Genomic DNA, 21905 nt, shown 5'->3' with positions numbered 1-21905 from the left:
GAAGTCAGCGGCCTCGGGGGGCGTACATGATCACGGCCATTCCGGCCAGACAGATCAGTGCGCCGGTCACATCCCAGCGATCGGGGCGGTAGCCGTCGGCGATCGCGCCCCACGCCAGCGATCCGGCGACGAAGACACCGCCGTACGCGGCGAGAATGCGGCCGAATTCGGCGTCCGGCTGGAGGGTGGCGACCCAGCCGTACACCCCGAGCGCGATCACTCCGGCGCCGATCCAGACCCAGCCTTTGTGTTCCCGGACGCCCTGCCAGACCAGCCAGGCGCCGCCGATTTCGAAGAGCGCGGCGAGTACGAAGAGGGCAGCGGAGCGGGCGAACAGCATGCAGAGAGCGTACGGAAACAGAAACCGGCTCCGGCGTCGGGCGGGCGGCGACCGGGGGCGAGCGTCAGCGGGGGACTGCCAGCGGCGAGCACGGGGTGCGGAGCGTGGAGCGGGCGGAGCTGGGGCTTGTCGACCACTGGCGGCGCTGTCTCAACGACCCTGGGACGTCTCTGCGGCATGTGCGGGAGGGGCGAGGGCGGCGGGCCGGGCGGTGCCTATGGAGCCGCCGTCCCCGGGCGCGGCGCCGGTCCAGTGGAAGAGGGCGGACCGTAGCGCGGTGGCCCGCTCGGCGGGGGCGGTGGCGTCGGTGGCCCAGGCGATATAGCCGTCGGGGCGTACGAGAAGGGCCGTGCGGCGGCCGCTTCGCCAGCAGGCGTGCACGACACGGTCGCCGACGGGGCGATCGGACTCCGCCCTGCTTGTCGGTGCTTGGGGGACGCCGGGCTCGTCGGCGGGGGTGAGCAGCACGAACCTGCCCTGGCGGAGGAGTTCGTAGAGGCGGCTGCCGTCGGCCAGACGGATGTCGGGGGCGCGCCGGCCGGCGAGGGGGTGGGCGCCGGGACCGGCGGCATAGGCGATGTCGAGGCCGGAGATGGTGCGGATCGCGCGGCGGGACAGCGGCCCCAGATGGTTGACGAGCCGGGCGGCGAGCGTACGGACGGTGCGTCCGGGAGGGGTGCGCAGCAGGGCGATCCGGATGAGGGCACCGCTGCTGCGCAGCACCTGCTCGCCCACCGGATGGCGCTCGGTCTGGTAGCTGTCCAGCAGGCTGCCGGGGGAGTGGCCCCGGAGTACCGCGGCCAGTTTCCAGCTGAGGTTGGCGGCGTCCTGGAGGCCGGTGTTCATGCCCTGGCCGCCGGCGGGGGAGTGCACATGCGCGGCGTCGCCGGCGAGGAAGACGCGGCCCACGCGGTACTCGGGGACCTGGCGCTCGTCGCTGTGGAAGCGGGAGACCCAGCGGGCGTCATACATGCCGTAATCACTGCCGAGGGCGAGCCGGGTGAACTCGCGGACCTCGTCGAGATCGGCGGGCGCGTCGTCATCGGCCTGGCGGCGGCGGTTCCAGCCGATGACCCGGTACCAGCCGTCGCCGAACGAGCCGATCAGGGCGAAGGCGTCGTCGGTGGCGTTGACGGTGAAGGGGGACTCGGGCTCCCGGGCCAGCCGGACATCGGCCAGCACCAGGGAGCGGATCACGGACCGGCCCGGGAACGGCAGGCCGATGGCCTCGCGGATGGTGCTGCGGACGCCGTCGGTGCCGACGGTATAGGCGGCGCGGATGCTGCGGATGCCCTCGGCGTCACGGAAGCGCACCGTCACGCCGTCGGCGTCCTGATCGAGGCCGAGCACCTCGGAGTCGTGCCGGAAGACCACCCCGGCCCGGCGGGCCCGCCGCTCCAGCAGCCGCTCGACCTCGAACTGCGGGGTGATCAGCACGAAGGGGAAGCGGGAGCGGAGCTGGGTCGCATCGAAGGTGGCGTCCCCGAAGAGGCGGAGGGCGGGCAGCTGATGGCCGCCGTCGACCAGCTCATCGGCGAGGCCGCGGGCGTCCAGCTGCTCCAGGGTGCGGGCATGGACGGCCAGGGCGCGGGTGAGGTTGCTGATCGCGGCGGGGCGGCGCTCCAGGAGCGTGACGCTCAGCCCTGCCTCGGCGAGGTCTCCGGCGAGCAGCAGGCCGGTGGGGCCGGCGCCCACGACGATCACGTCCGCATCGCGGGTCGCACGCGCTTCCTCGGCCTCGGGGCAGCTGCCTGCGGTCTTGCGGTTCAGGGCGTCCATGGCTTCCGCCTCCTGTGCCTATTCCTACGCCTATGCCTATGTGTGTGCCTATGCCTGTGCTGTCGGTGCCTGTGCCTGTGCCTGTGCCTGTGCCCGTGCCCGTGCCCGTGCCCGCGCTGTCTGTGCCCGTGCCAACGCATGTTGGTCAACGCTTGTTGGCAAGCGTAGGGCGGTCGAGTCTGGCGTGTCAACAGCCGTTGGCCTACAGTTGTTGACATGGCTGAACATGCTCCCTCCGCGGCCGATTCCGCGGCCGATTCCACGCCCGCTGCGGCCGATGCCGTGTCCGTCGCGGCGTCCGAGGTCCCCGCCGGCGGCGCGCCCGACGGGCCGGCGGACCCCGTCCGCCCCAGGCGCTCCGCCGTCACCCGCGCCGCGATCCTCGCCGCCGCCCGGGACCGCTTCGCCGCGGACGGCTACGAGCGCGCCACCATCCGCGCCATCGCCAGGGACGCGGACATCGACCCGTCGATGGTGATGCGCTACTACGGCAACAAGGCCGGGCTCTTCGCGGCCGCCTCCGAGATCGAGGTGCATGCCCCGGATCTCGCCCACGTACCGCGCGACGAGGCCGGTGCCCGGCTCGTACGCCACTTCCTGGAGCGCTGGGAATGCGACGAGACGCTGACCGGCATGATGCGCGTCGGCGTCACCAATGAGGCGGGCGCCCAGCGGATGCGCGGTGTGTTCGCCGAACAGATCAAGCCGGTCCTGGCCGCGGTCTGCCCGGTGCCCGACGAGGCGCCGACCCGCGCCGCACTGATCGCCTCCCAGATACTCGGCATGGCGCTGTGCCGCTATGTCCTGCACATCCCGCCGGCCGTGGACCTCAGCCACGACGAGGTCATCGCCTGGCTGGCCCCCACCGTCCAGCGCTATCTGACGGCCGAACGGCCCTGACGGCTCCAGGCCCTGACGGCTCCAGGCCCTGACGGCTCCGGGCCCTGTCGACTCCCGGCGCTGACAACCCCTGGGGCTGACAACCCCTGGGGCTGACAACCCCCGGGGCTGACAACCCCCGGGGCTGGCAACTCCCGGCCCTGACCGTTCCCGGCGAGGGCGGACTCGGCCGCGGGTATGCGGTCGGCGGGACCCCGACCGTGGCGGAGACATCGCGGATCAGACCCTTGGCGGCGGCCGCTGACGGGCCGTCCGCCGACGGCCGCACATGGCCTGATGGGCAGCGCGCCGCGCCGCCCCCGGCCCTAGGCTGGACCACCACCACCACCAGCAGCAGCAGTCGGCCGGCGTGCAGGAGGCAGCCCGCAGATGGACGACGAGTGCAGGTCCCGCGAGCGGCTCCCCGAGGCGCTGGCCGACTTCTACGGGCTGGCGCCGCTGCCCCGTGAGGGCGGGCGGTTCCGGCGTACCTGGGCGGGCCCCGAGCGCCCCGACGGGCGGCCTGAGGGCTCGGCGATCGTGATGCTGCTCACCGACGGGCCGGGTGACTTCTCCGCCCTGCACCGGCTGCCCACCGACGAGATCTGGCACTTCTACCGGGGCGATCCGCTCACCCTCTTCCTGCTCCCGGAAGGCGGCGGCCCCGGCGGATGCCTGTTCCCGGAAGGCGGTGGCCCCGGCGGCCTCCCGGGGGACGGCGGCGGCACGGCCCGTACCGTCACCCTCGGGCCGGACGTCCTGGGCGGGCAGCACGTCCAGTTCACGGTGCCGGCCGGTACGTGGATGGCCGCCGAGGTCGCGGCCGGCGGTTCCTGGACTCTCTTCGGCTGCACGATGGCGCCCGGTTTCACCTTCGAGGACTACGAGCACGGGGACGCCGCCGAACTGGCCGCGCGCTACCCCCGGGAGGCGGCGCGGATCACCGCGCTGTGCCGGCCGTGACCGGGACCGGGACCGCGTCCGACGGCACCGGCCGCCCCCGGCTGCCCGACCTCGGCGGACAGGTCGCCCTCGTCACCGGCGCCGCCGGCGGCATCGGCCGCGGTATCGCGCTGCGGTTCGCCGCCGCGGGGGCGGCCGTCGTGGTGCATCACCGTACGGGCGCGGAGGCGGCGCGGGCCCTGGCCGAGCGGATCGAGGCGGACGGCGGGAGCGCGCTGGCGCTGTCCGCCGATCTGTCCGTCGAGGCGGAGTGCCACCGTCTGGTGCGCGAGGCGGCCGGCTGGCGCGGCCGGCTGACCGCGCTGGTGAACAACGCGGGGGTGCAGCCGACGCAGGAGCTGGCGGCGATGTCGCTCGCCGACTGGCGGGCGGTGGCGGATCCGAATGTGCACAGCGTCTTTGCCTGCACCCAGGCCGCCGCGGCCGTGATGCGGGCGCACGGCGGCGGGTCGGTGACCCATATCGCCTCGATCGAGGCGGACCGTCCGGCGCCGCGGCATGCCCACTACTGCGCGTCCAAGGCCGCGGTGGTGATGCATGCGCGCGCGGCGGCGCTGGAGTACGGGGCGTACGGCATCCGCGTCAACAGTGTCTCGCCGGGCCTGATCGACCGTCCCGGCCTGGCGGAGGACTGGCCGGAGGGGGTGCGACGCTGGCAAACCGCGGCGCCCGCCGGGCGGTTGGGCACGCCGGAGGACGTGGGCGATGCCTGTGTCTTTCTCGCCTCGCCGATGGCGTCCTGGATCACCGGGCACGATCTGGTCGTGGACGGCGGTGTCTCGGCCAGCCCGACGTGGTGACCGGCGCGGCCCGCCCGACGTGGTGACCGGCGCGGCCCGCCCGACGTGGTGACCGGCGCGGCCCGCCCCCTGCCGGGAGCGGACCGGCGGCCCCGTGGCGCGCCGGGCCCGGGGCCGCCGTGCCCGTGCTGAACCGTTACGGCCACACCAGGCAGTACGCCTGGTGCCCCGCCTCGTGCAGCCGGTGGCTGAAGTCCTGCCATTCGTGCAGCAGCTGGTAGACGGTGAAGGCGTCGCGCGGGCCCCCGCGGTCGGGGACGGTGGACCAGATGAAGGCGGCCGCGCCGACCGACTCCTCACCGACGCCGCGCAGCGGGTCGACCACGGTCATGGGGAGCTTGACGACGGCGTAGTCGGGGTGGAGGACGACGAGTTCGAGCGGCGGAACCTTATGGAGGGGTATGCCCTCGATACCGGTGAGGACCATGGCGGCCATCGTCTCCGGCTTGATCTTGCTGAACATGCCGCCCATGCCGAGCTCGTCACCGCCGAGCTCCTCGGGGCGCATGGAGACCGGGACCCGGGCCGCGGTCGCGCCGTTCGGTGCGCCGAAGTACCTGTACGTCACCCCCATGCGGCCGCCTCTGATGTCCCCGCCCCTGATCTCGCTGCCCCTGGTGTCCCCGCCGGTGATGTCCCCGCCCGTGGTTTCCTCGCGCCGGTGGCGGCCGCGCTGGGCGCGCTCGGGACCCCGGTCATTGGTTCCCTCGCCCAGTTCGCCACCGCGATGCATATCTCCACCCGACCACTCGCAGCCCCAGCCGCGCAACCCGATCATCGTCTCAGAGACCTCCCCCGTCACCGGCGCGTGAAACGCCCGGCCACACGCCCCCGTGCGCCTCTGAGACCATTGCTTGCGTGACTTACTCGTACGTCGGCCCAGTTTCGCAGACGAGTGGGGGCTGACGCCCGGTCGAAAGCGAGAGGAATCAAAAAAGGAGCGAGGGTGAACCGAGCGGCGCCCGCGGGCGTATCGCGAGGCAGATTCCCGCGCCACTGGTCAGCCGGGCCGCGCCCGCGCGCCGCCCACCCGCCGTTTATGCAGGTCAGGATCACAGTGTCTTTTCCGTATGAAGCCCCTGTTTCGCAGTCGCTGTTCGACCGTGCGTCCGCCGTGACGCCGGGCGGCGTCAATTCCCCGGTGCGGGCCTTCCGGGCCGTGGGCGGTACGCCCCGGTTCATGGTGTCCGGCACCGGTCCGTACCTCACCGACGCCGATGGCCGTGAATATGTCGACCTCGTGTGCTCATGGGGGCCGATGATCCTCGGCCACTCGCACCCCGAGGTGATCGCCGCGGTCCAGGAGGCGGTCGCCCGCGGTACGTCCTTCGGCACGCCCGGCGAGGGCGAGGTCGAGCTGGCCGAGGAGATCGTGGCCCGGATCGAGCCGGTCGAGCAGGTGCGGCTGGTCTCCAGCGGCACCGAGGCGACGATGTCGGCGATCCGGCTGGCGCGCGGCTTCACCGGACGGCCCAAGGTGATCAAGTTCGCGGGCTGCTACCACGGGCATGTGGACGCACTGCTGGCCGCGGCCGGCTCGGGCGTGGCGACCTTCGGACTGCCCGACACGCCGGGGGTGACGGGCGCGCAGGCCGGCGACACGATCGTGCTGCCGTACAACGACATCGAGGCGGTGCGGGCCGCGTTCACCGCGCACCCGGGCGAGATCGCCTGTGTGATCACGGAGGCGTCGCCGGGCAACATGGGCGTGGTCCCGCCGCTGCCGGGCTTCAACCAGGGTCTGAAGGATCTGTGCGCCGGCAACGGAGCGCTCTACATCTCCGACGAGGTGATGACCGGCTTCCGCGTCAGCAAGGCCGGTTGGTACGGCATTGATGAGGTACGTCCGGATCTGATGACCTTCGGGAAGGTCATGGGGGGCGGCTTCCCGGCCGCGGCCTTCGGCGGCCGCGCGGACGTCATGGCGCATCTCGCCCCGGCCGGCCCGGTCTACCAGGCGGGCACCCTGTCCGGGAACCCGATCGCCACCGCCGCGGGCGTCGCGCAGCTGCGGCTGTTGGACGATGCCGCGTACGGGACGGTCGACGCGGTCTCGGCGGAGGTGCGGGGGCTGGTCACCGCCGCGCTGGCGAAGGAGGGCGTGGCGCACCGGCTCCAGGTCGCGGGGAACATGTTCTCGGTCTTCTTCACCGAGGCCGAGGTGACCGACTACGACGCCGCCAAGGCGCAGGAGTCGTTCCGCTTCACCGCCTTCTTCCACTCGATGCTGTCGCAGGGCGTCTACCTCCCGCCGTCCGCCTTCGAGTCGTGGTTCGTCTCGACCGCGCACGACACGGCGGCCGTCGAGCGGATCGCCGCCGCACTGCCGGCCGCCGCGCGGGCCGCGGCCGCGGCGACGGCCTGAGGACGGCTCCGGCGTACGGGCCGGCGACCACCGGCAGACGACTGAATGAATGGGTGACATGAGCAGCGAAGACATCACCGTCGTGCATCTGATGCGGCACGGCGAGGTGCACAACCCCGACGGCGTGCTCTACGGGCGCCGGCCCGGCTACCACCTCTCCGACCTGGGGCGGAAGATGGCCGACCGGGTGGCGGAGCACCTCACGGGGCGGGACATCACACATGTCGTCGCCTCGCCGCTGGAGCGTGCCCAGGAGACCGCGGCCCCGGTCGCCGGTGCGCACGGTCTGGAGCCGGCCACCGACGAGCGGCTGATCGAGGCGGCCAACGTCTTCGAAGGGAAGACCTTCGGGGTCGGCGACGGTGCGCTGAAGAAGCCGGGGAACTGGAAGTACCTGACGAATCCGTTCCGGCCCTCCTGGGGCGAGCCGTACCTCGAACAGGTCGTACGCATGATGGCGGCGCTGGGCGCGGCGCGGGACGCGGCGCGCGGGCACGAGGCGGTGGCGGTCAGCCACCAGCTGCCGATCTGGATCGTGCGCAGCTTCGCGGAGCGGCGGCGGCTGTGGCACGACCCGCGGAAGCGGCAGTGCACGCTGGCCTCGCTGACGTCGTTCACGTTCCACGGCGACAAGATCATTTCGGTGGGGTACAGCGAGCCCGCGCGCGACCTGGTTCCCTCCCATCTTCTGGCGGGCGCCAAACCCGTCAAGGGAAAGGCCAAGGCTTTCGGGGCCTGACGGTGCATCACTTGGCGGAATGTCAAGTCCAGGCAAAATGAAATATCTGAGCGAATAACTCGGAACCCCCGCGCTCGACATGCCCTCTTCTCCATTGTCCGTTTATATGGATATTGAGTTCGGCGAGCACGGATGGGGACGAGGGTATGCGCGCGATCAGTCGGCGAAACCTGCTGGGCATGGGAGTTGGGGCGGCTGCTGCGCTGGGCGTTGCCGGCTGTTCGTCGTCGGACTCGGGCGCCGGAGCGGACAAGACGCGTGTGAAGAACTCGGTGCAGGCTCGCCCCAAGCTCATCGGTGACGGCTCGACGGCGAATTACGGCGCGCAGCCCCATCAGCCGAAAGCACCCGAACGGCTGGAACCCGGACAGACCCCGCCGCAGTTCGTCATCTTCTCCTGGGACGGTGCGGGAGAGGTCGGCAACGGCCTCTTCCCCCGTTTCCTCAAGCTCGCCAAGGACCATGGCGCGGCCATGACCTTCTTCCTGTCCGGGCTCTATCTCCTGCCGGAATCCCAAAAGCATCTCTACGAGCCGCCGAACAACCGGCGCGGCGCCTCCGCCATCGGCTACCTCAGCGACGACCACATCAAGGAAACGCTGAAGAACGTGCGCGAGGCCTGGCTCGACGGCCATGAGATCGGCACCCACTTCAACGGGCACTTCTGCACCGGCTCGGGCACCGTCAAGCACTGGTCCCCGCAGGACTGGCAGTCCGAGATCGACCAGGCAATGGACTTTGTCACGAAATGGCGCACGAACACCGGCTTCACCGGTCTGGAGCCGCTGCCCTTCGACTACCGCAAGGAATTGGTCGGCAGCCGTACGCCATGTCTCCTGGGACAGGAAAACCTGCTGCCCACCGCCAAGCAACTCGGCTGGCGCTACGACGCCAGCTCGCCCGGCGGTCTGCAGATGTGGCCGAAGAAAAAGATGGGCCTCTGGGACTACCCGCTCCAGCAGATTCCCTTCCCCGGGCACTCTTTCGAGGTGCTCTCGATGGACTACAACATCCTCGCCAATCAGTCCAAGAACTCGACGAAGGCCCCGCCGGTGAACTACCCGGGCTGGCGGCAGCAGGCCGCCGACGCCTATATTTCCGGATTCCGCCGCGCCTACGAGACCAACCGCGCGCCCTTCTTCATCGGCAACCACTTCGAGGAGTGGAACGGCGGTATCTATATGGACGCCGTCGAGGCGGCGCTCAAGCACATTGCCAATGAGCAGAACCGGGATGTCCGTCTGGTGTCGTTCCGGCAGTTCACCGACTGGATCGACGCACAGGACCCCGAGGTGCTGCGCAAGCTTCAGCAGCTCCCCGTCGGGCAGCAGCCCGCGGGCGGCTGGAAGTCGTATCTCTCGGCGGCCTGACATGCCCGGGTGAGCGGGGGCGGGTCCGGCGAGGGGGGCGCGGAAGATCCGGAAATGGCCCATGCGAAACTTTTCACATGAGTGCTTGCCGCGCCCCACGCCGCCTCACGAGCCGCCGCCGGATCACCCTGCTCGCCGCAGGGGCGGCGGTCGCGTCGCTGACGCTGAGCGCCTGCGGCGACGGCACCTCCGGCGGCTCGTCCCAGACCCGCTTCGTCCAGGGCAAGAACGGTGTCGACACCGTCAAGAAGGACGAGCGGCAGCCGGCGCCCGATCTTTCCGGTGAGACCATCACCGGCAAGAAACTGGACGTCGCCGACTACAAGGGCAAGGTCGTCATCCTCAACGTCTGGGGATCATGGTGCGGCCCCTGCATCGCCGAGGCGCCGAACTTCACCAAGGTCGCGAACGAGACCCAGGGCAAGGGCGTCCAGTTCATCGGGATCAACACCCGCGACTCCGAGAAGTCGCAGGCCACCAGCTTCGAGGAAGAGCACAAGGTGCCCTACCCGAGCCTGTTCGACCCGACCGGCCGGCTGATGCTGCGCTTCCCCAGGGGGAGCCTCAACCCGCAGTCGATCCCCTCCACGATCGCCATCGACCGGCACGGCAAGATCGCCGCCCGCTCGATCGGCCCGCTCGCCGAGGACGACCTGCGCAAGATGGTCGACCCGCTGATCGCCGAGAAGTGATCACGTGATCGCGCTCGCCGCCGCCGCGGAAAACCAGACCGTCCTGTCCGGCACCCTGCTCGCCGCCGTCCCCATCGCGCTCTTCGCCGGACTCGTCTCGTTCTTCTCGCCCTGCGTCCTGCCACTGGTGCCGGGCTACATGTCGTACGTGACCGGCGTCACGGGCACCGACCTCGGCGAGGCCCGGCGCGGCCGGATGCTGGCCGGCGCCGCGCTCTTCGTCCTCGGCTTCACCGCCGTCTTCGTCTCCGGCGGCGCGCTCTTCGGGTTCTTCGGCCAGACCCTGCAGGAGTACAAGGACATCGTCTCGCGGGTCCTCGGCGTGCTGATGATCCTGCTCGGGCTGGCGTTCGCCGGCATCCTCAAGCGCTTCGGGCAGCGCGAGCTGCGCTTCCACATGAAGCCCGCCATGGGGCTGGCCGGCGCGCCGCTGCTCGGTGTGCTCTTCGGCGTCGGCTGGACGCCGTGCCTGGGTCCCACCTTCGCCGCCGTCAGCGCCCTCGCCTACTCCGGCGCCAGCGCCGGACGCGGCGCCCTGCTCACCGTGGCGTACTGCCTGGGCCTGGGCCTGCCGTTCATCGCCGTCGCGCTGGCCTTCCGCCGGGCGCTCGGCGCGTTCGGCTGGGTCAAACGGCACTATCTGTGGGTGATGCGGATCGGCGGCGGGATGATGGTCGCGCTCGGCATCCTCCTCGTCACCGGCATCTGGGACACCCTGATGTCCGAGCTCCAGAGCTGGACGCAAAGCTCCACCGTTGGGATCTGAATTGATGTCCACCAAGACCGACACCCCCCGCGAGCCGGACTCCGCGGCCGACGCGGGCCATGATCTCGGCGCGGCCGGATCCCAGCTCTCGACCGCGCCGACGGAAGACATCACTTTCCCCTCACTCGGCCCCCTCGGCTGGGTGCGGTGGTTCTGGCGGCAGCTGACCTCGATGCGGGTGGCGCTGCTGCTGCTCTTCCTGCTGTCGATCGGTGCGATCCCCGGCTCGCTGATCCCGCAGACCAGCGTCGACCCGACCAAGGTCGACCAGTTCAAGGCCGACCACGCCACCCTTGCGGGCATCTACGACAAGCTCGGGATGTTCCACGTCTACAGCTCGGTGTGGTTCTCGGCGATCTATCTGCTGCTGTTCATCTCGCTGATCGGCTGCATCGTGCCGCGCAGCTGGCAGTTCACCGGACAGCTCCGCGACCGCCCGCCGGCCGCCCCGCGCCGGCTGACCCGGCTGCCCGCGTACACCACCTGGCGCACGGATGCGGCACCCGAGGACGTCCTCGGCGCGGCCCAGCGGCTGCTGAAGAAGCGGCACTTCCGCGCCCACCGGTCCGGCACCGCGGTCGCCGCCGAGAAGGGCTATCTGCGCGAGGTCGGCAACCTCGTCTTCCATGTCGCGCTCATCTTGATGCTGGTGGCGTTCGCCGTCGGCGGCCTGTGGAAGTCCGAGGGCAACAAACTGGTCACCGAGGGCGACGGCTTCGCCAACAGCCTCACGCAGTACGACGAGTTCAAGTCGGGCCCGTTCTACGACACCGACGACATGGCGCCGTTCGGCTTCAAGCTCGACCGCTTCGACGCGACGTACGAGCGGACCGGGCCCCAGCGGGGCACCCCGCGCACCTACCGGGCGCAGATCTCCTACTACCTGGGCGCGGACGGCAAGCAGCACAGGACCGCCATCGAGGTGAACAAGCCCCTCGACATCGCGGGCAACCGGGTCTACCTGCTCTCGCACGGCTACTCGCCCGTCGTCACCGTCAAGGACGGCCGCGGCAAGACCGTCTTCCACGGCGCGACGGCCTTCCTGCCCGCCGACCCGAAGAACCTCACCTCCACCGGTGTGGTGAAGGTGCCCGGCGCACAGACCAAGGACGGCAAGCGCAACCAGCTCGGCTTCCAGGCGATGTTCGTCCCGACGTTCGGCGGCCGCGGCACCGGCACGATGTTCTCGCAGTTCCCGGCGCTGGACTTCCCCGTGCTCTCGGTGAACGCCTACCACGGTGATCTGGGCCTGGACTCCGGCCTGCCGCAGAGCGTCTACAAGCTGGACACCAAGCGCCTCAAGAAGTACGAGGACGGCAAGGGCGGCATCCTCAAGAAGATGCTGCTGCCCAAGGACCGCGTGGACCAGCACGCGGGCTCCAAGAACACGGCGGCCGTACGCGCCGCGGAAGCACAGACCACGATGCAGCTGCCGAACGGTGAGGGCTCGATCACCTTCGACGGCGTCAAGAGCTGGGCCAGCTTCAAGGTCTCCCACCAGCCCGGCAACGGCCTCGCGCTGACCGGCGCGGTCGCCGCCCTGCTGGGCCTGGCCGGATCGCTGTTCATCCAGCGCCGCCGGGTGTGGGTCCGGGCGGAGCGGGCCGAGGAGAACGGTGTCGGCTTCACCGTCGTCGAGATGGCCGGTCTCGGCCGCAACGAGTCGGCCCGGCTGCCGGAGGAACTCGCCGCTCTCGCGCTGGCGCTGGAGTCCGACGCCCCGCTCGCCCCGGCCGCCGAACCCGGCCCGGCCGCCGAACCCGGCCGAGCTGCCGAAGCCGCCCCGGCCGGCGAACCCGTACCGGAATCCGACGCCCGGCCCGAGCCGGCCCCGGATGCCGGCCCCGCCCCCGAAAACCCCGCGGAGCCCACTGACTCTGACGGACCTGCTGACCCCTCCGAAGGAGCGCGCGCGTGAACATCGCGGCCGCAGCCAACGAGACACTGGCGCACAACAGCAACCTGCTGGTCTATTCCGCGATGGCGGTCTACACGCTCGCCTTCCTCGCGCACCTGGCCGAGTGGGTGTTCGGCAGCCGCAGCAAGGTCGGCCGCTCCGCCGCCGCCCTGACCGGCCGGGCCGAGGCGCCCGCGCCGCTCTCCGTACAGACGGACCGCAAGGGCGGGGGAACGGCCGTACTGGAACGTCCCAAGGTCATCACCAGGTCCGTCACGGGCCGCCGCGATGTCCCCGACGGTCCGGGCGCCGCGGGCAACACCGAGAAGGGCGACCTCTACGGGCGGATCGCCATCTCGCTGACCGTCCTGGCCTGGGCGCTGCACGTGGGCGGTGTCCTCACCCGCGCCCTGTCCGTCCAGCGTGCCCCCTGGGGCAACATGTACGAGTTCTCCACGACCTTCGCCGCGGTCGCGGTGGGCCTCTACCTGCTGCTGCTCACGCTCAAGAAGAACGTCCGCTGGATCGGGCTGCCCCTGGTCACCACCGTCCTGCTCGACCTCGGGCTGGCCGTCTCGGTGCTCTACACCGCCAGTGACCAGCTGGTGCCCGCACTGCACTCGTACTGGCTGTGGATCCACGTCAGCTGCGCGATCATCTCCGGCGCGGCGCTCTACCTCGGCGCCGTCTCCACGCTGCTCTTCCTCTTCCGCGACGCCTACGAGGCCAAGCTCGCCGACCCGGCCGGCAAGCAGCCCGGCGCCTTCGCCTCGTCCGTGCTGGAGCGGCTGCCCTCGGCCGCCTCGCTGGACAAGTTCGCCTACCGCGTCAACGCCACCGTCTTCCCGCTGTGGACGTTCACCATCATCGCGGGCGCCATCTGGGCCGAGGCCGCCTGGGGCCGCTACTGGGGCTGGGACCCCAAGGAGGTCTGGGCCTTCATCACCTGGGTCGCCTACGCCTGCTACCTGCACGCCCGCGCCACCGCCGGCTGGAAGGGCCGCAAGGCCGCCTACCTGGGCCTGATCGGGTTCGCCTGCTACCTGTTCAACTACTACGGCGTGAACATCTTCGTGACGGGCCTGCACTCCTACGCGGGAGTCTGATCCGCACACCCCGCGGTGCCGTACGGGAAGCCTCCTCGCGAGGCCGCCCCGTACGGCACCGTCGTTTTGCGGGGGAGCACCGCCCGCCCCGAGAGCCGGGGCGAGCCCCGACGGCCCGTGCGGAAACGCTCCGGCGCCGCCGGCACCCGGCGGGGTGCCCTGCACCGACCCTCGGGGGTGTCCTGCCCTTCGCCCCTCGGGGTGTCGTGCGCTGACCCTGCGGGGTGTCCTGCCCTTGCCCCGGCGGGGTGTCCTGCCCTAACGCCGCCTGCGCCGGCCGTGTTCCTGTCGCGGCGGCTGCTGTCCGGCACCCGGCAGCGTCGGCTTCGGCAGATGCGCCACCTCCCACTGCGCCTCGACCAGCTGCTCGGCGGTGTCACGGGGCAGCCGTGGCGGCCGGTGCGCCGCATGCCGGAAGCCGAACGCGGAGGTCAGATCGCCGAACGCGGAACGCCGCCAGTCGCTGATGTTCGGTTCCTCCACCCCCGTCCAGCGCTCCAGGAACTGCAGTACGGAGGTGTGGTCGAAGGCGTCTCCGGCGGCCCAGCCGCCCACCGTCCACGGTGAGACGATCAGACACGGCACCCGGAAACCGCCGCCGATCGGCAGGCCCCCGACGAACTCGTCCTTCGTCCCCGCGGGCGGCACCGGCGGCGGCACATGGTCGAAGAGGCCGTCGTTCTCGTCGTAATTGAGGATGAAGACGGTCTTGGCCCATACCTTCGGGTTGGACGCGATCGCCTCGATCTTCTGCGCGACGTAGTCGGCGCCGGCGGCCGGCAGATAGTCCGGGTGCTCGGACTGGTGGCTGGTGGGGATCACCCAGGAGACGGCCGGCAGCCGGTCATTGCGGGCGTCGTCCTCGAAGGTGCCGGCCGGCTGCGGCAGCATCCCGCGCTCGTAGAGCGGCTCGCCCGGCTTGGCGTCCCGGAACGTCTGGAACTGCTCCAGCAGATTGCAGCCGTAATCGTCCTCCTCCTGGTACACCCGCCAGCTGATGCCGGCCGCCTCCAGCCGCTCGGCATACGTCGTCCACCGGTACGGCTTGGGCGCGGTGTTGTTGAGCACCGGACCGCCCCGGGTGCCGCCCGGGTCGAGGGTCCCGGTCATCCAGTACAGCCGGTTGGGCCAGGTCGGCCCGAAGACCGAGCAGAAGTAGTTGTCGCACAGCGTGAACGCCTCGGCGAGGGCGAACTGGAACGGGATGTCCGCCCGCGTGTGATAGCCCATCACATACGGCCCGTTGACGCCGTCGGCCTTGCGGTGCGCGGGCAGCCAGCGGTCCATTTTCCCGCCGTTCCACGCCTCGTGCTGCACGGACCAGGCATGGCTGGTGGAGGGGATGGCCTGGGCACTGGTGGTGTGCGTGTTGAGACGGAACGGCAGCAGATAGCCGTCCGGGTTCTGCGCGTCCGACTGGTGGAAAACCGACCGGCCGTCCGGCAGCGTCAGCGCATCCGGGTCGGCGAAGCCACGGACGCCGCGCAGGGTGCCGAAGTAGTGGTCGAACGAGCGGTTCTCCTGCATCAGCATCACGACGTGCTCGATGTCGTGCAGCGAGCCGTGACGTGCGGGTCCGGCCGCGACGGCCTTTTGGACGCTGGGCGGCAGCAGCGACAGCGCGGCGGCGCCGCCGACCGCGCCGGCCGCCGAGCCGAGGAGTCTGCGTCGGGTCATGTCGGGCATATCTGCCACTCTCCCTGAGTCGCGTGAGCCCTCAGTGGGCCGACATGACTGTGTCGGTGCCCGAGTTTCCCGGGCAGGGGGAGGTTGCTGAACGATGCATCAATTGGCTGTGAACGGCCGTGACTTGGCCGGAGACCGCTACGTCCCGTACGACACACGAAGCAGTGCGTGGCGGACCCCGCGATGGCCGGATTTACGCGTTTGCGAAGGTGCGTCAGGACACGCGGCCAAGGCCCGGAGTTCCCTCGGGTGCAGGGCAGACACGCCCCTCGGACAGCCGCGCGGCGGCCGCCGCCGCCGTCTCCCCGACACACACCCGCAACGCCCGGTCGAACCCGCCCCGGTTCCGTCTGCCGTCACCTCCCGTGGGTACGGTCGCCTTGATGGCTGTTGCCGGTCGCTGCCTGGCTCGGTGGTCTGCGCTACCGGGTTGGCGGTGTTGAGGGAGTGGATACGGGCATGCCGTCTGAAGCTGAGCGGAGCACAGGAATGGGGTTCACGTCGGGCGCCGCTACGCAGGTGCTGGCCGCGGCGTGTCGGCGGGCGGGGCTCGACGGTGACGGAGCGCGCCTGATCCGCTTGGGGGAGAACGCGCTGTTCCGGCTGGCTTCCCACCCTGTCGTGGTGCGGATCGCCCGTTCGACGGAATACCTGGACTCGGCCCGGGGCGAGGTTCAGGTGTCGCGCTGGTTGTCGCGTGAGGGCTTCCCCGTGACGCGTGTGGTCGATGACCTGGAGCAACCGTTGGCCGTCGACGGTCATCCGGTGACGTTCTGGCACTCGATCGAGGAGGGGGCCCGCAAGGCGACATACGGAGAGCTGGGCGCGGTCCTTCGGGATCTGCACTCGCTCAGCCTGCCGGACACGCTGAACCTGCCTGCGTACCCCGTTCTGGACCGGACCGACCGACGTATCAATGCGGCGGTCGACATACCGGAGGATGACCGCGCGTTCCTGCGGAAGCGCGCGTGTGAGTTGCGGGACCGTGTGGCGGACCTTCGGTTCGAGTCCGAGAAAGGACCCGTACACGGGGACGCTCATGTGCAGAACCTGATGGTGGACCGGAACGATCAGGTGATCCTGATCGATCTGGAGCGGTTCAGCTTCGACCACCCCGAGTGGGATCTGATGGTCACCGCCACCGAGCATCACAGCCTGGGATGGCAGACCAAGGAACAGTACGGCGCCTTCGTCGGCGCCTACGGGCGGGATCTCCGAACGTGGTCGGGCTTCTCCACCCTCCGCGCAGTGCAGGAATTCAACATGACGACATGGCTCATGCAGAACGTGTCCGAGAGCGACGAGACGGCTGCGGAGTACGCCCGTCGGATCTCCTCGCTCCGGAACGAGGACGCACCGCGCGACTGGACCCCGGGGTGACCTCGGCTACTCGTCGTCCAGCCGGTCCATGGCATCCCGTACCTGTCCGCTGAACTGCTGAACGGCAGGGTGTGTCCCGTACGCGGACACCTCGCGTTGGAAGTCGCCCACGTACCGCTGGAACCGAGCGGACTCCAGAGCGTCACCGGCATCGACGGCGAGACCGGCGGTCGTCACCGCAGCGGCAAGGTCGCCGTTCAGTAGCTGGCTCTGCGCGAGCACCATGCGGCAGAACCCGAGCGTACGGGCGTATTTCGGGTCGGTGAGTTCGACAGCGCGTTCGGCGAAGCGGACGGCTTCGGCGCGCTGTCCGAGATCGCGGAAGCAGTGGCAGAACTCCCCGATCAGCTCGGCTTCATCCATGTACGAGAGCCATTCGGGATCGTCTGCGCTGTCGGCACGCTCGAAGAACCTCTCGGCCTCGCTCATCGCGCGGGCAGCACCCTTGTGGTCCTGCGCTGTCGACAGGGCGCGCGCCTCATGGGCGGAGAACAGCGCCATCGCGCGGGGCGTGGAGGCGGCCTTGCCACCTTCCACCGACGCGCGGGCCAGTGTCAGAGCCCGGGGCACCTGGCCCAGGTAGTTGGCCTGGTGGCTCATATTGGCCAGGATGCGTGCGCCCATCATGCGGTCGCCCGCCACCTGGGTGAGCCGCAGCGTCGAGAGCATGTAGCGGTCGGCAAGGGCATGGTTTCCGCTGTCGTAGCCGGTCCAGGCGAGAAGCTGTGACATCTCCGATGCGGCCTGGAACAACGCCTCACCGACCTTGGCGCTGTAGCTGGCTCCCAGCAGAGGCAGTACGTCCTCCCGGAAGTAGTGCCGGAACGCCTTGTGCGCGTGTCCGCCGCCGAACTGGAAGTCCAGCTGCATGAAGAACCCCGCAGCGGTCCGGATCGCGGCGAGGTCACGCATGCCGACCCGGCGGGCGGCGGGAACATCGGTCGGCACACCTTCCGGGCGGGAGACAAGCCACGAGAGGGCGGCGGAGTGCACATCGACGTCCGGGAGCTGCGGCTCGTCCGACGGCCCGTCTTCCGGACGCTGGTGCGTAAGGCCGTGCAGAGCGCTCAGGGTCTCGGCCAGCGAGCCGGCGTAGCCCATGCCGACCGTGGGAGTGGGGGCCGACGCGGTACCGGGAAACCCCAGATCTTGCGGCGTGACCCTCCGCCGCAACTTGTCGCTCAGCGCCTCGGCGACGAACACGGCTGTCTGCCGCTGGATACCGCTCCCGTCCAGCCATCGCTGAACGGCCACGTGCGTCGTCCCGAGGTGTTCGCCGTGACGCTGCGCGACCTCACGGACCCGTTTGGCCAGTCCCTTGTTCGAGGCTCCGGCCTCCGCCATGGCTGCGGCCAACTTGCGGTTCGGGTCTTTGCTCACGTTCTGCGTACACCCCCCGGGCGTCACGTCAAGTGTTCATCGTGTCACACCAGATGCGGCCGAGGGGGTTCATCGCGAACCCCCTTGAGCGATATCGCGAACCCCTCGTGTGCACCTGAACCCCCATATGAACACTGCCTCTTGGCCAAAGACGGTCGTTGACTGTCGAGACAGGACCCCGGCGGTGCGTGACGGCACCCCGGGGCATGGCCACCCTGATGGAAGCAGGTCGACATGCGGAACCATATCGGCAGGTTTTTCGAGTTGCTGCTGAAAGCCTTACTGCCCGCTCCGGGGCACCATCGCATGGCGGGGACGAGCCCAGTGGTGGGCTGCGTGGACACGCCGACGATGATCCTCAGCGTGCCGCGGGGGGCTGACCTGTACGTCTGGGGTCCGATCCGCGGTGAGGACGTCCGGCTCGTCCGCCCGTACGTCATCGCCCACGAGCAGCAGATGCATCGACGGGCGGAGTCTGGCCGCTGCGCCGACTTGATGTGCGCCCCGGAGCGGATGGCGGTGACATGGTGAACACCAAACCGCGTCTCCTCCCGTGGCCGGGCCCGGCTGGTCAGCCGTCGTACCTGGTGACCGACGACAGCAACAGCTACCTCTCCGAACTCGCCGACGAGATGGAAGAGGTCCAGCTCAAGACGGGCGGGGAGCTGCTCGACCACGCGGCCCGAATGTTCGGTGCCCCGGAGACCGACCCTGCGGCATTCCGATTCCTGAGCGCCCGACTGTGCGAGGCGCTGCGGGACGCGCGCAGGGTGGCGCGGAGCAGGGGCGCACGCCTCCCCGAATCCGGTGACGACAATGCCGAGCCGGACAAGCGGCCGCCCTCTGGCAACGGGACAACCGGATGAGCCGGACCGTGAGTGAGGCACAGGGATGGGAGATCACACCGGTGGCGGGCAGGGCCGTGAGCCGTGACCCGGACGGACGGATAGCGCTGACGCTCCAGATCACCCGCCATGGCGATCCGGTCGCTTGCGCCCCGCTGTCGCGTTGTCGAAGGAGGGCCGCTTCCCCGATGGGGGGTGTCGGTGGGCGTCCTTGGTTACAGCCCGCAGGAGCCGCGGTCGAGGTGGAAGTATCGGGCGTTGGCCCAGCGGCACAGCCGGATACCGACGGTGACGCCGACGATGGTGATCAGGGCGGGCAGGTATCCGCCGGCGACCTGGATGATCGGGATCGCCGGGCACCCGCCTGAGATCGCCCAGCCGGCACCGAACAGCACTGCGCCGGGGATCACGCCGGCGTGGATGCGCCCCGGGGTGCGGCGGACCCGCAGCAGAGCGAAGGCGCACACGATGATCACGACGGCGCCGGCGAAGGAGAGCAGCATGCGCAAGTCTTGGAAGGTGAACATGCGGTTCAGCTCGGTGTAGTCGCCGAAGCCGATGTTGGAGACGGTATAGCCGAGAGCGAGGCCAGTGATGATGGTGGCCAGCAGAATCGCGCCCCGAGTACGCATCAGGTCACACCTTCCACAGCAGGAACGACACCGCGACGGCGGTACCGAAGAACACGGCGGTCGCGACGAGGCTGACCGGGCGTAGACGGCCGCAGCCGTTGAGTCCGTGGCCGGAGCTGCACCCACCGGCCAGCCGGGTGCCGAAGCCGACCATCACGCCTCCGACGAACAGCAGGATGATCATGATGGTCGGATCTGCGGTGACCACGTTCCGGAATCCCGGGCCCATGTCGAAGCGGAGGTGGAACCGTCCGGAGGTGACCGCGGCGATCAATCCGCCGAAGAAAATCGATATCAGCAGGGCAGCTTGGGTGACCAGCGGGGCCGGGCCCGGGGTCGTCACCGAGGTGTCCTCACTCACCGTTGGTTCGACGTCCGTTTCGAGCGGTTGTGACGTCCCGTACGGAACCGGCGGTACGGCGGGCGCGGCGGGGCTGGTGCCGAAGTGCTCCGCTGTAGCTGCGGCGAGAGCGTCAGCGAGAGCACGCTCGTCGGTGAACTCCGCGTCCATCCGCTCAAGGCGGCGCTCCCTGCGCCAGTGCAACACGCGATCCCACGCGGATGACACCCCGAAAGACCGATCCGTGGTGAGGGCGTAGTTGATGGTGATCAGAGCGAGCCCGGAAGCGCCGGCCCACCAGGGCCAGTAATTACTCATGCGGGGCCTCCCATCCATTTGGTGAATCGGGCCCACCAGCCGCGCTTCGAGCTGGGTGCTCGCCGCGAGCGTCGCGATGAGTGGTCTGGAGACCGGGGGATCTGTGCGGATGACGATGGTGGGTAATGCGAGACCGGTATCGGCGGAGATGCCACGTGGAACGGAGCCATGGTCTCCGGTGCCGCGGTCACAGGTTCTGACGGCTCCGGTGGCCGGGCCGGTGCCGACTGCGACCAGGACGCGCTCTCCGGTGACCACGGATTGTGCTGTGGAGGCCGGGCCCCCTGCTGGGGTTGCCGCTCTGGGTTTGCGGCGCGGGCCTGCTGGGGTTTCCGCTTTGGGTTTGCGGCGCCGGACCGGTCCGTTTCGACGGCAGCATTTTCGAGGTGTCGCGCAACGGCTCCGTTGGGCAGCAGGCTGATCGGCACGCGCTCGCCGGTGAGCGACACCTGGTAGCGGGCACAGCCGAGCCACTGATCCTGGCTGTCGCAGTAGTAGTCGCGCCAGCCTTGCAAGCTCGCCCTAAGCAGCGGGAAAAGGGGGCATGCTGCGGTGTGTGAGCAACCCACGTTGCTCCCTTCTGGGCGGCGCACACCACCCGTTCGGTGAGGACGGTTGCCGTTTCGAGTTACGTGCCTTCGCCGCGCCAGGTTCGGCCATCTCAAAGCGACGCAGTGACGGTCTGTCACAATACGGAGCCGTGCCTCCAGTTCATCGATGGGGCGTGATGGAACCACTGTTTCGGTGCCCGAGCAACCTCAGAGAGTATTCGGATCGCGACCGCTTGACATCGATGAGTGAGCTGTGCCGCGCCATGCCTACGTCGCTCATGTCTGGATATTCACGGCCGAAAGTGAGATCGCTTGGAGCGTGATGCGACTTCACAGTCGACCCTCCTGATGGCGGGAGTCGGTTATTCGTGGAGGCGGTGTACATCTGGGCATTGGTTGTGGCGAGAATGTGTTTTCGGTTGTGACAAAACTGTTGATGTTGCTGTTCGCCATTTGGGACGTTAATGGAGGGGAACCATGTGCCAACGCGCTGTCTGCGGGTCATGCCGGAAGGTCACCTATGAGGGCTGCGGGAAACACGTGGAGCATGTGCTCGCCGACGTTCCCGCACTTCAGCGGTGCATGTGTGAGTCGGCGAAGCGCAAGCGTGCACGTGCAGCGGAGTCGGTGACTCGAACGGGGCCGGTGCCGGTCCGACCGGGCGGGTCGGTGCGACGGGCACAGGTTCCTCGACACCCGGACAGTTCACGGGGCCGATCGACGGGTGGCTGGTGGGCCCGGCTCGTCTCTTGGATGAAAAGCCCGGCATGAAGTAACCGGCATGAAGTACCGGCATGAAGTACCGGCATGAAGTAAGCCGAAGGAGAGCAACTGCGCTGTGGCCCCGAGACGGGCCGGGGAGGGCGCTTCTACGTCAGGTTGGCGGAACAGGTCCGGGACGACTGGTCACGACGGTGGTGATTGCGGTAGCTGGTGCCGCGACAGGCAACGTTCGCCCCGTCGCGACGTTGCCTGCCGAGGCACTAGGGCCTGTGTGTGGTTGTGATCAACCTTCGGGTTCCGTCCCCGCATGGGGACGGAACCCGGTAGGAAGCTGGGTGTGACGCGCAGGCAACT

Annotated in this window: 20 protein-coding genes; 13 read left to right on the top strand and 7 right to left on the bottom strand. The window is 69.7% G+C overall.

The features are described 5' to 3' along the window. Positions 1-4: 4 nt before the first annotated feature. The gene (locus ACWGJY_RS26245) at positions 5-340 is read right to left on the bottom strand and encodes a YnfA family protein (RefSeq protein WP_453263299.1); all 336 of its coding nucleotides are present in this window, start codon (positions 338-340) and stop codon (positions 5-7) included. Positions 341-490: 150 nt separating this feature from the next. Then, positions 491-2119, bottom strand: coding sequence for an FAD-dependent oxidoreductase (locus ACWGJY_RS26240; RefSeq protein WP_453263298.1), 1629 nt, complete (start codon positions 2117-2119; stop codon positions 491-493). Between the two features lie 216 nt (positions 2120-2335). Here ACWGJY_RS26240 and ACWGJY_RS26235 point away from each other — a divergent pair, with 216 nt between their 5' ends. From ACWGJY_RS26235 to ACWGJY_RS26225, 3 genes are all read left to right on the top strand, one after another. Further along, positions 2336-3019 carry a TetR/AcrR family transcriptional regulator gene (locus ACWGJY_RS26235; RefSeq protein ID WP_453263297.1) on the top strand — a complete coding sequence of 228 codons (684 nt, stop codon included), beginning with the start codon at positions 2336-2338 and terminating at the stop codon, positions 3017-3019. A 369-nt stretch (positions 3020-3388) separates the two neighbouring features. After that, entirely contained in the window at positions 3389-3961 is a 573-nt protein-coding gene (locus ACWGJY_RS26230; protein ID WP_453263296.1) for a cupin domain-containing protein, read from the top strand. Then, a complete protein-coding gene (locus ACWGJY_RS26225) occupies positions 3958-4761 on the top strand; it encodes an SDR family NAD(P)-dependent oxidoreductase (RefSeq protein ID WP_453263295.1) in 804 nt (267 codons plus the stop codon). Before ACWGJY_RS26230 ends, ACWGJY_RS26225 begins: the two co-directional genes overlap by 4 nt. A gap of 136 nt (positions 4762-4897) precedes the next feature. On the opposite strand, the gene ACWGJY_RS26220 is transcribed toward ACWGJY_RS26225, so the two are convergent. After that, positions 4898-5494 (bottom strand): hypothetical protein, encoded by a 597-nt coding sequence (locus ACWGJY_RS26220; protein WP_453263338.1) that lies wholly within the window; start codon positions 5492-5494, stop codon positions 4898-4900. Positions 5495-5800: 306 nt separating this feature from the next. Here ACWGJY_RS26220 and hemL point away from each other — a divergent pair, with 306 nt between their 5' ends. The 7 genes from hemL (at position 5801) to ccsB (ending at position 13696) form a co-directional block, all read left to right on the top strand. Next, positions 5801-7126 (top strand): glutamate-1-semialdehyde 2,1-aminomutase, encoded by a 1326-nt coding sequence (gene hemL, locus ACWGJY_RS26215; RefSeq protein WP_453263294.1) that lies wholly within the window; start codon positions 5801-5803, stop codon positions 7124-7126. 58 nt (positions 7127-7184) lie between these two features. Then, on the top strand, positions 7185-7865 hold the full coding sequence (locus tag ACWGJY_RS26210; RefSeq protein WP_453263293.1) for a histidine phosphatase family protein: 681 nt from the start codon (positions 7185-7187) through the stop codon (positions 7863-7865). Between the two features lie 146 nt (positions 7866-8011). Then, positions 8012-9235: a hypothetical protein gene (locus ACWGJY_RS26205; protein ID WP_453263292.1), complete on the top strand. Its 1224-nt coding sequence runs from the start codon at positions 8012-8014 to the stop codon at positions 9233-9235. 77 nt (positions 9236-9312) lie between these two features. Continuing rightward, a complete protein-coding gene (locus ACWGJY_RS26200) occupies positions 9313-9927 on the top strand; it encodes a redoxin domain-containing protein (RefSeq protein ID WP_453263291.1) in 615 nt (204 codons plus the stop codon). A gap of 4 nt (positions 9928-9931) precedes the next feature. Continuing rightward, complete coding sequence (locus ACWGJY_RS26195; protein WP_453263290.1) at positions 9932-10693, top strand: cytochrome c biogenesis CcdA family protein; 762 nt, start codon at positions 9932-9934, stop codon at positions 10691-10693. Between the two features lie 4 nt (positions 10694-10697). Then, positions 10698-12611, top strand: coding sequence for a cytochrome c biogenesis protein ResB (resB, locus tag ACWGJY_RS26190; protein WP_453263289.1), 1914 nt, complete (start codon positions 10698-10700; stop codon positions 12609-12611). Beyond that, positions 12608-13696, top strand: a complete 1089-nt coding sequence (gene ccsB / locus ACWGJY_RS26185; RefSeq protein WP_453263288.1) for a c-type cytochrome biogenesis protein CcsB — start codon at positions 12608-12610, stop codon at positions 13694-13696. Before resB ends, ccsB begins: the two co-directional genes overlap by 4 nt. 258 nt (positions 13697-13954) lie before the next feature. On the opposite strand, the gene ACWGJY_RS26180 is transcribed toward ccsB, so the two are convergent. After that, a complete protein-coding gene (locus tag ACWGJY_RS26180; protein ID WP_453263287.1) occupies positions 13955-15382 on the bottom strand; it encodes an alkaline phosphatase family protein in 1428 nt (475 codons plus the stop codon). Positions 15383-15841: 459 nt separating this feature from the next. Between ACWGJY_RS26180 and ACWGJY_RS26175 the strand changes: the two genes are divergently transcribed. After that, positions 15842-16762 carry a phosphotransferase enzyme family protein gene (locus ACWGJY_RS26175; RefSeq protein WP_453263337.1) on the top strand — a complete coding sequence of 307 codons (921 nt, stop codon included), beginning with the start codon at positions 15842-15844 and terminating at the stop codon, positions 16760-16762. 6 nt (positions 16763-16768) lie between these two features. Here ACWGJY_RS26175 and ACWGJY_RS26170 read toward each other — a convergent pair whose 3' ends face one another. After that, positions 16769-18142 carry a sporulation protein gene (locus tag ACWGJY_RS26170; RefSeq protein ID WP_453263286.1) on the bottom strand — a complete coding sequence of 458 codons (1374 nt, stop codon included), beginning with the start codon at positions 18140-18142 and terminating at the stop codon, positions 16769-16771. Positions 18143-18478: 336 nt separating this feature from the next. Here ACWGJY_RS26170 and ACWGJY_RS26165 point away from each other — a divergent pair, with 336 nt between their 5' ends. Then, complete coding sequence (locus tag ACWGJY_RS26165) at positions 18479-18673, top strand: hypothetical protein (protein ID WP_453263285.1); 195 nt, start codon at positions 18479-18481, stop codon at positions 18671-18673. Then, entirely contained in the window at positions 18667-19008 is a 342-nt protein-coding gene (locus tag ACWGJY_RS26160) for a hypothetical protein (RefSeq protein WP_453263284.1), read from the top strand. Before ACWGJY_RS26165 ends, ACWGJY_RS26160 begins: the two co-directional genes overlap by 7 nt. Before the next feature lie 194 nt (positions 19009-19202). On the opposite strand, the gene ACWGJY_RS26155 is transcribed toward ACWGJY_RS26160, so the two are convergent. Together ACWGJY_RS26155 and ACWGJY_RS26150 are read right to left on the bottom strand one after the other, a co-directional pair. Next, positions 19203-19619: a YeeE/YedE thiosulfate transporter family protein gene (locus ACWGJY_RS26155; protein WP_453263283.1), complete on the bottom strand. Its 417-nt coding sequence runs from the start codon at positions 19617-19619 to the stop codon at positions 19203-19205. Between the two features lie 4 nt (positions 19620-19623). Further along, positions 19624-20277 carry a YeeE/YedE family protein gene (locus tag ACWGJY_RS26150; RefSeq protein WP_453263282.1) on the bottom strand — a complete coding sequence of 218 codons (654 nt, stop codon included), beginning with the start codon at positions 20275-20277 and terminating at the stop codon, positions 19624-19626. Positions 20278-21905 lie beyond the last annotated feature (1628 nt).

The sequence above is a fragment of the Streptomyces sp. NPDC054765 genome, assembly GCF_053612065.1.
This window is presented reverse-complemented; position numbering and strand designations above follow the sequence as displayed.

Bases quoted from the DNA above. Each gene is read 5' to 3' on its own strand.
- ACWGJY_RS26245 (WP_453263299.1), bottom strand. From the start codon at position 340: ATGCTGTTCGCCCGCTCCGCTGCCCTCTTCGTACTCGCCGCGCTCTTC.
- ACWGJY_RS26240 (WP_453263298.1), bottom strand. From the start codon at position 2,119: ATGGACGCCCTGAACCGCAAGACCGCAGGCAGCTGCCCCGAGGCCGAG.
- ACWGJY_RS26235 (WP_453263297.1), top strand. From the start codon at position 2,336: ATGGCTGAACATGCTCCCTCCGCGGCCGATTCCGCGGCCGATTCCACG.
- ACWGJY_RS26230 (WP_453263296.1), top strand. From the start codon at position 3,389: ATGGACGACGAGTGCAGGTCCCGCGAGCGGCTCCCCGAGGCGCTGGCC.
- ACWGJY_RS26220 (WP_453263338.1), bottom strand. From the start codon at position 5,494: ATGCATCGCGGTGGCGAACTGGGCGAGGGAACCAATGACCGGGGTCCC.
- hemL (WP_453263294.1), top strand. From the start codon at position 5,801: ATGCAGGTCAGGATCACAGTGTCTTTTCCGTATGAAGCCCCTGTTTCG.
- ACWGJY_RS26210 (WP_453263293.1), top strand. From the start codon at position 7,185: ATGAGCAGCGAAGACATCACCGTCGTGCATCTGATGCGGCACGGCGAG.
- ACWGJY_RS26205 (WP_453263292.1), top strand. From the start codon at position 8,012: ATGCGCGCGATCAGTCGGCGAAACCTGCTGGGCATGGGAGTTGGGGCG.
- ACWGJY_RS26200 (WP_453263291.1), top strand. From the start codon at position 9,313: ATGAGTGCTTGCCGCGCCCCACGCCGCCTCACGAGCCGCCGCCGGATC.
- resB (WP_453263289.1), top strand. From the start codon at position 10,698: ATGTCCACCAAGACCGACACCCCCCGCGAGCCGGACTCCGCGGCCGAC.
- ACWGJY_RS26180 (WP_453263287.1), bottom strand. From the start codon at position 15,382: ATGCCCGACATGACCCGACGCAGACTCCTCGGCTCGGCGGCCGGCGCG.
- ACWGJY_RS26175 (WP_453263337.1), top strand. From the start codon at position 15,842: ATGCCGTCTGAAGCTGAGCGGAGCACAGGAATGGGGTTCACGTCGGGC.
- ACWGJY_RS26160 (WP_453263284.1), top strand. From the start codon at position 18,667: ATGGTGAACACCAAACCGCGTCTCCTCCCGTGGCCGGGCCCGGCTGGT.
- ACWGJY_RS26155 (WP_453263283.1), bottom strand. From the start codon at position 19,619: ATGCGTACTCGGGGCGCGATTCTGCTGGCCACCATCATCACTGGCCTC.
- ACWGJY_RS26150 (WP_453263282.1), bottom strand. From the start codon at position 20,277: ATGAGTAATTACTGGCCCTGGTGGGCCGGCGCTTCCGGGCTCGCTCTG.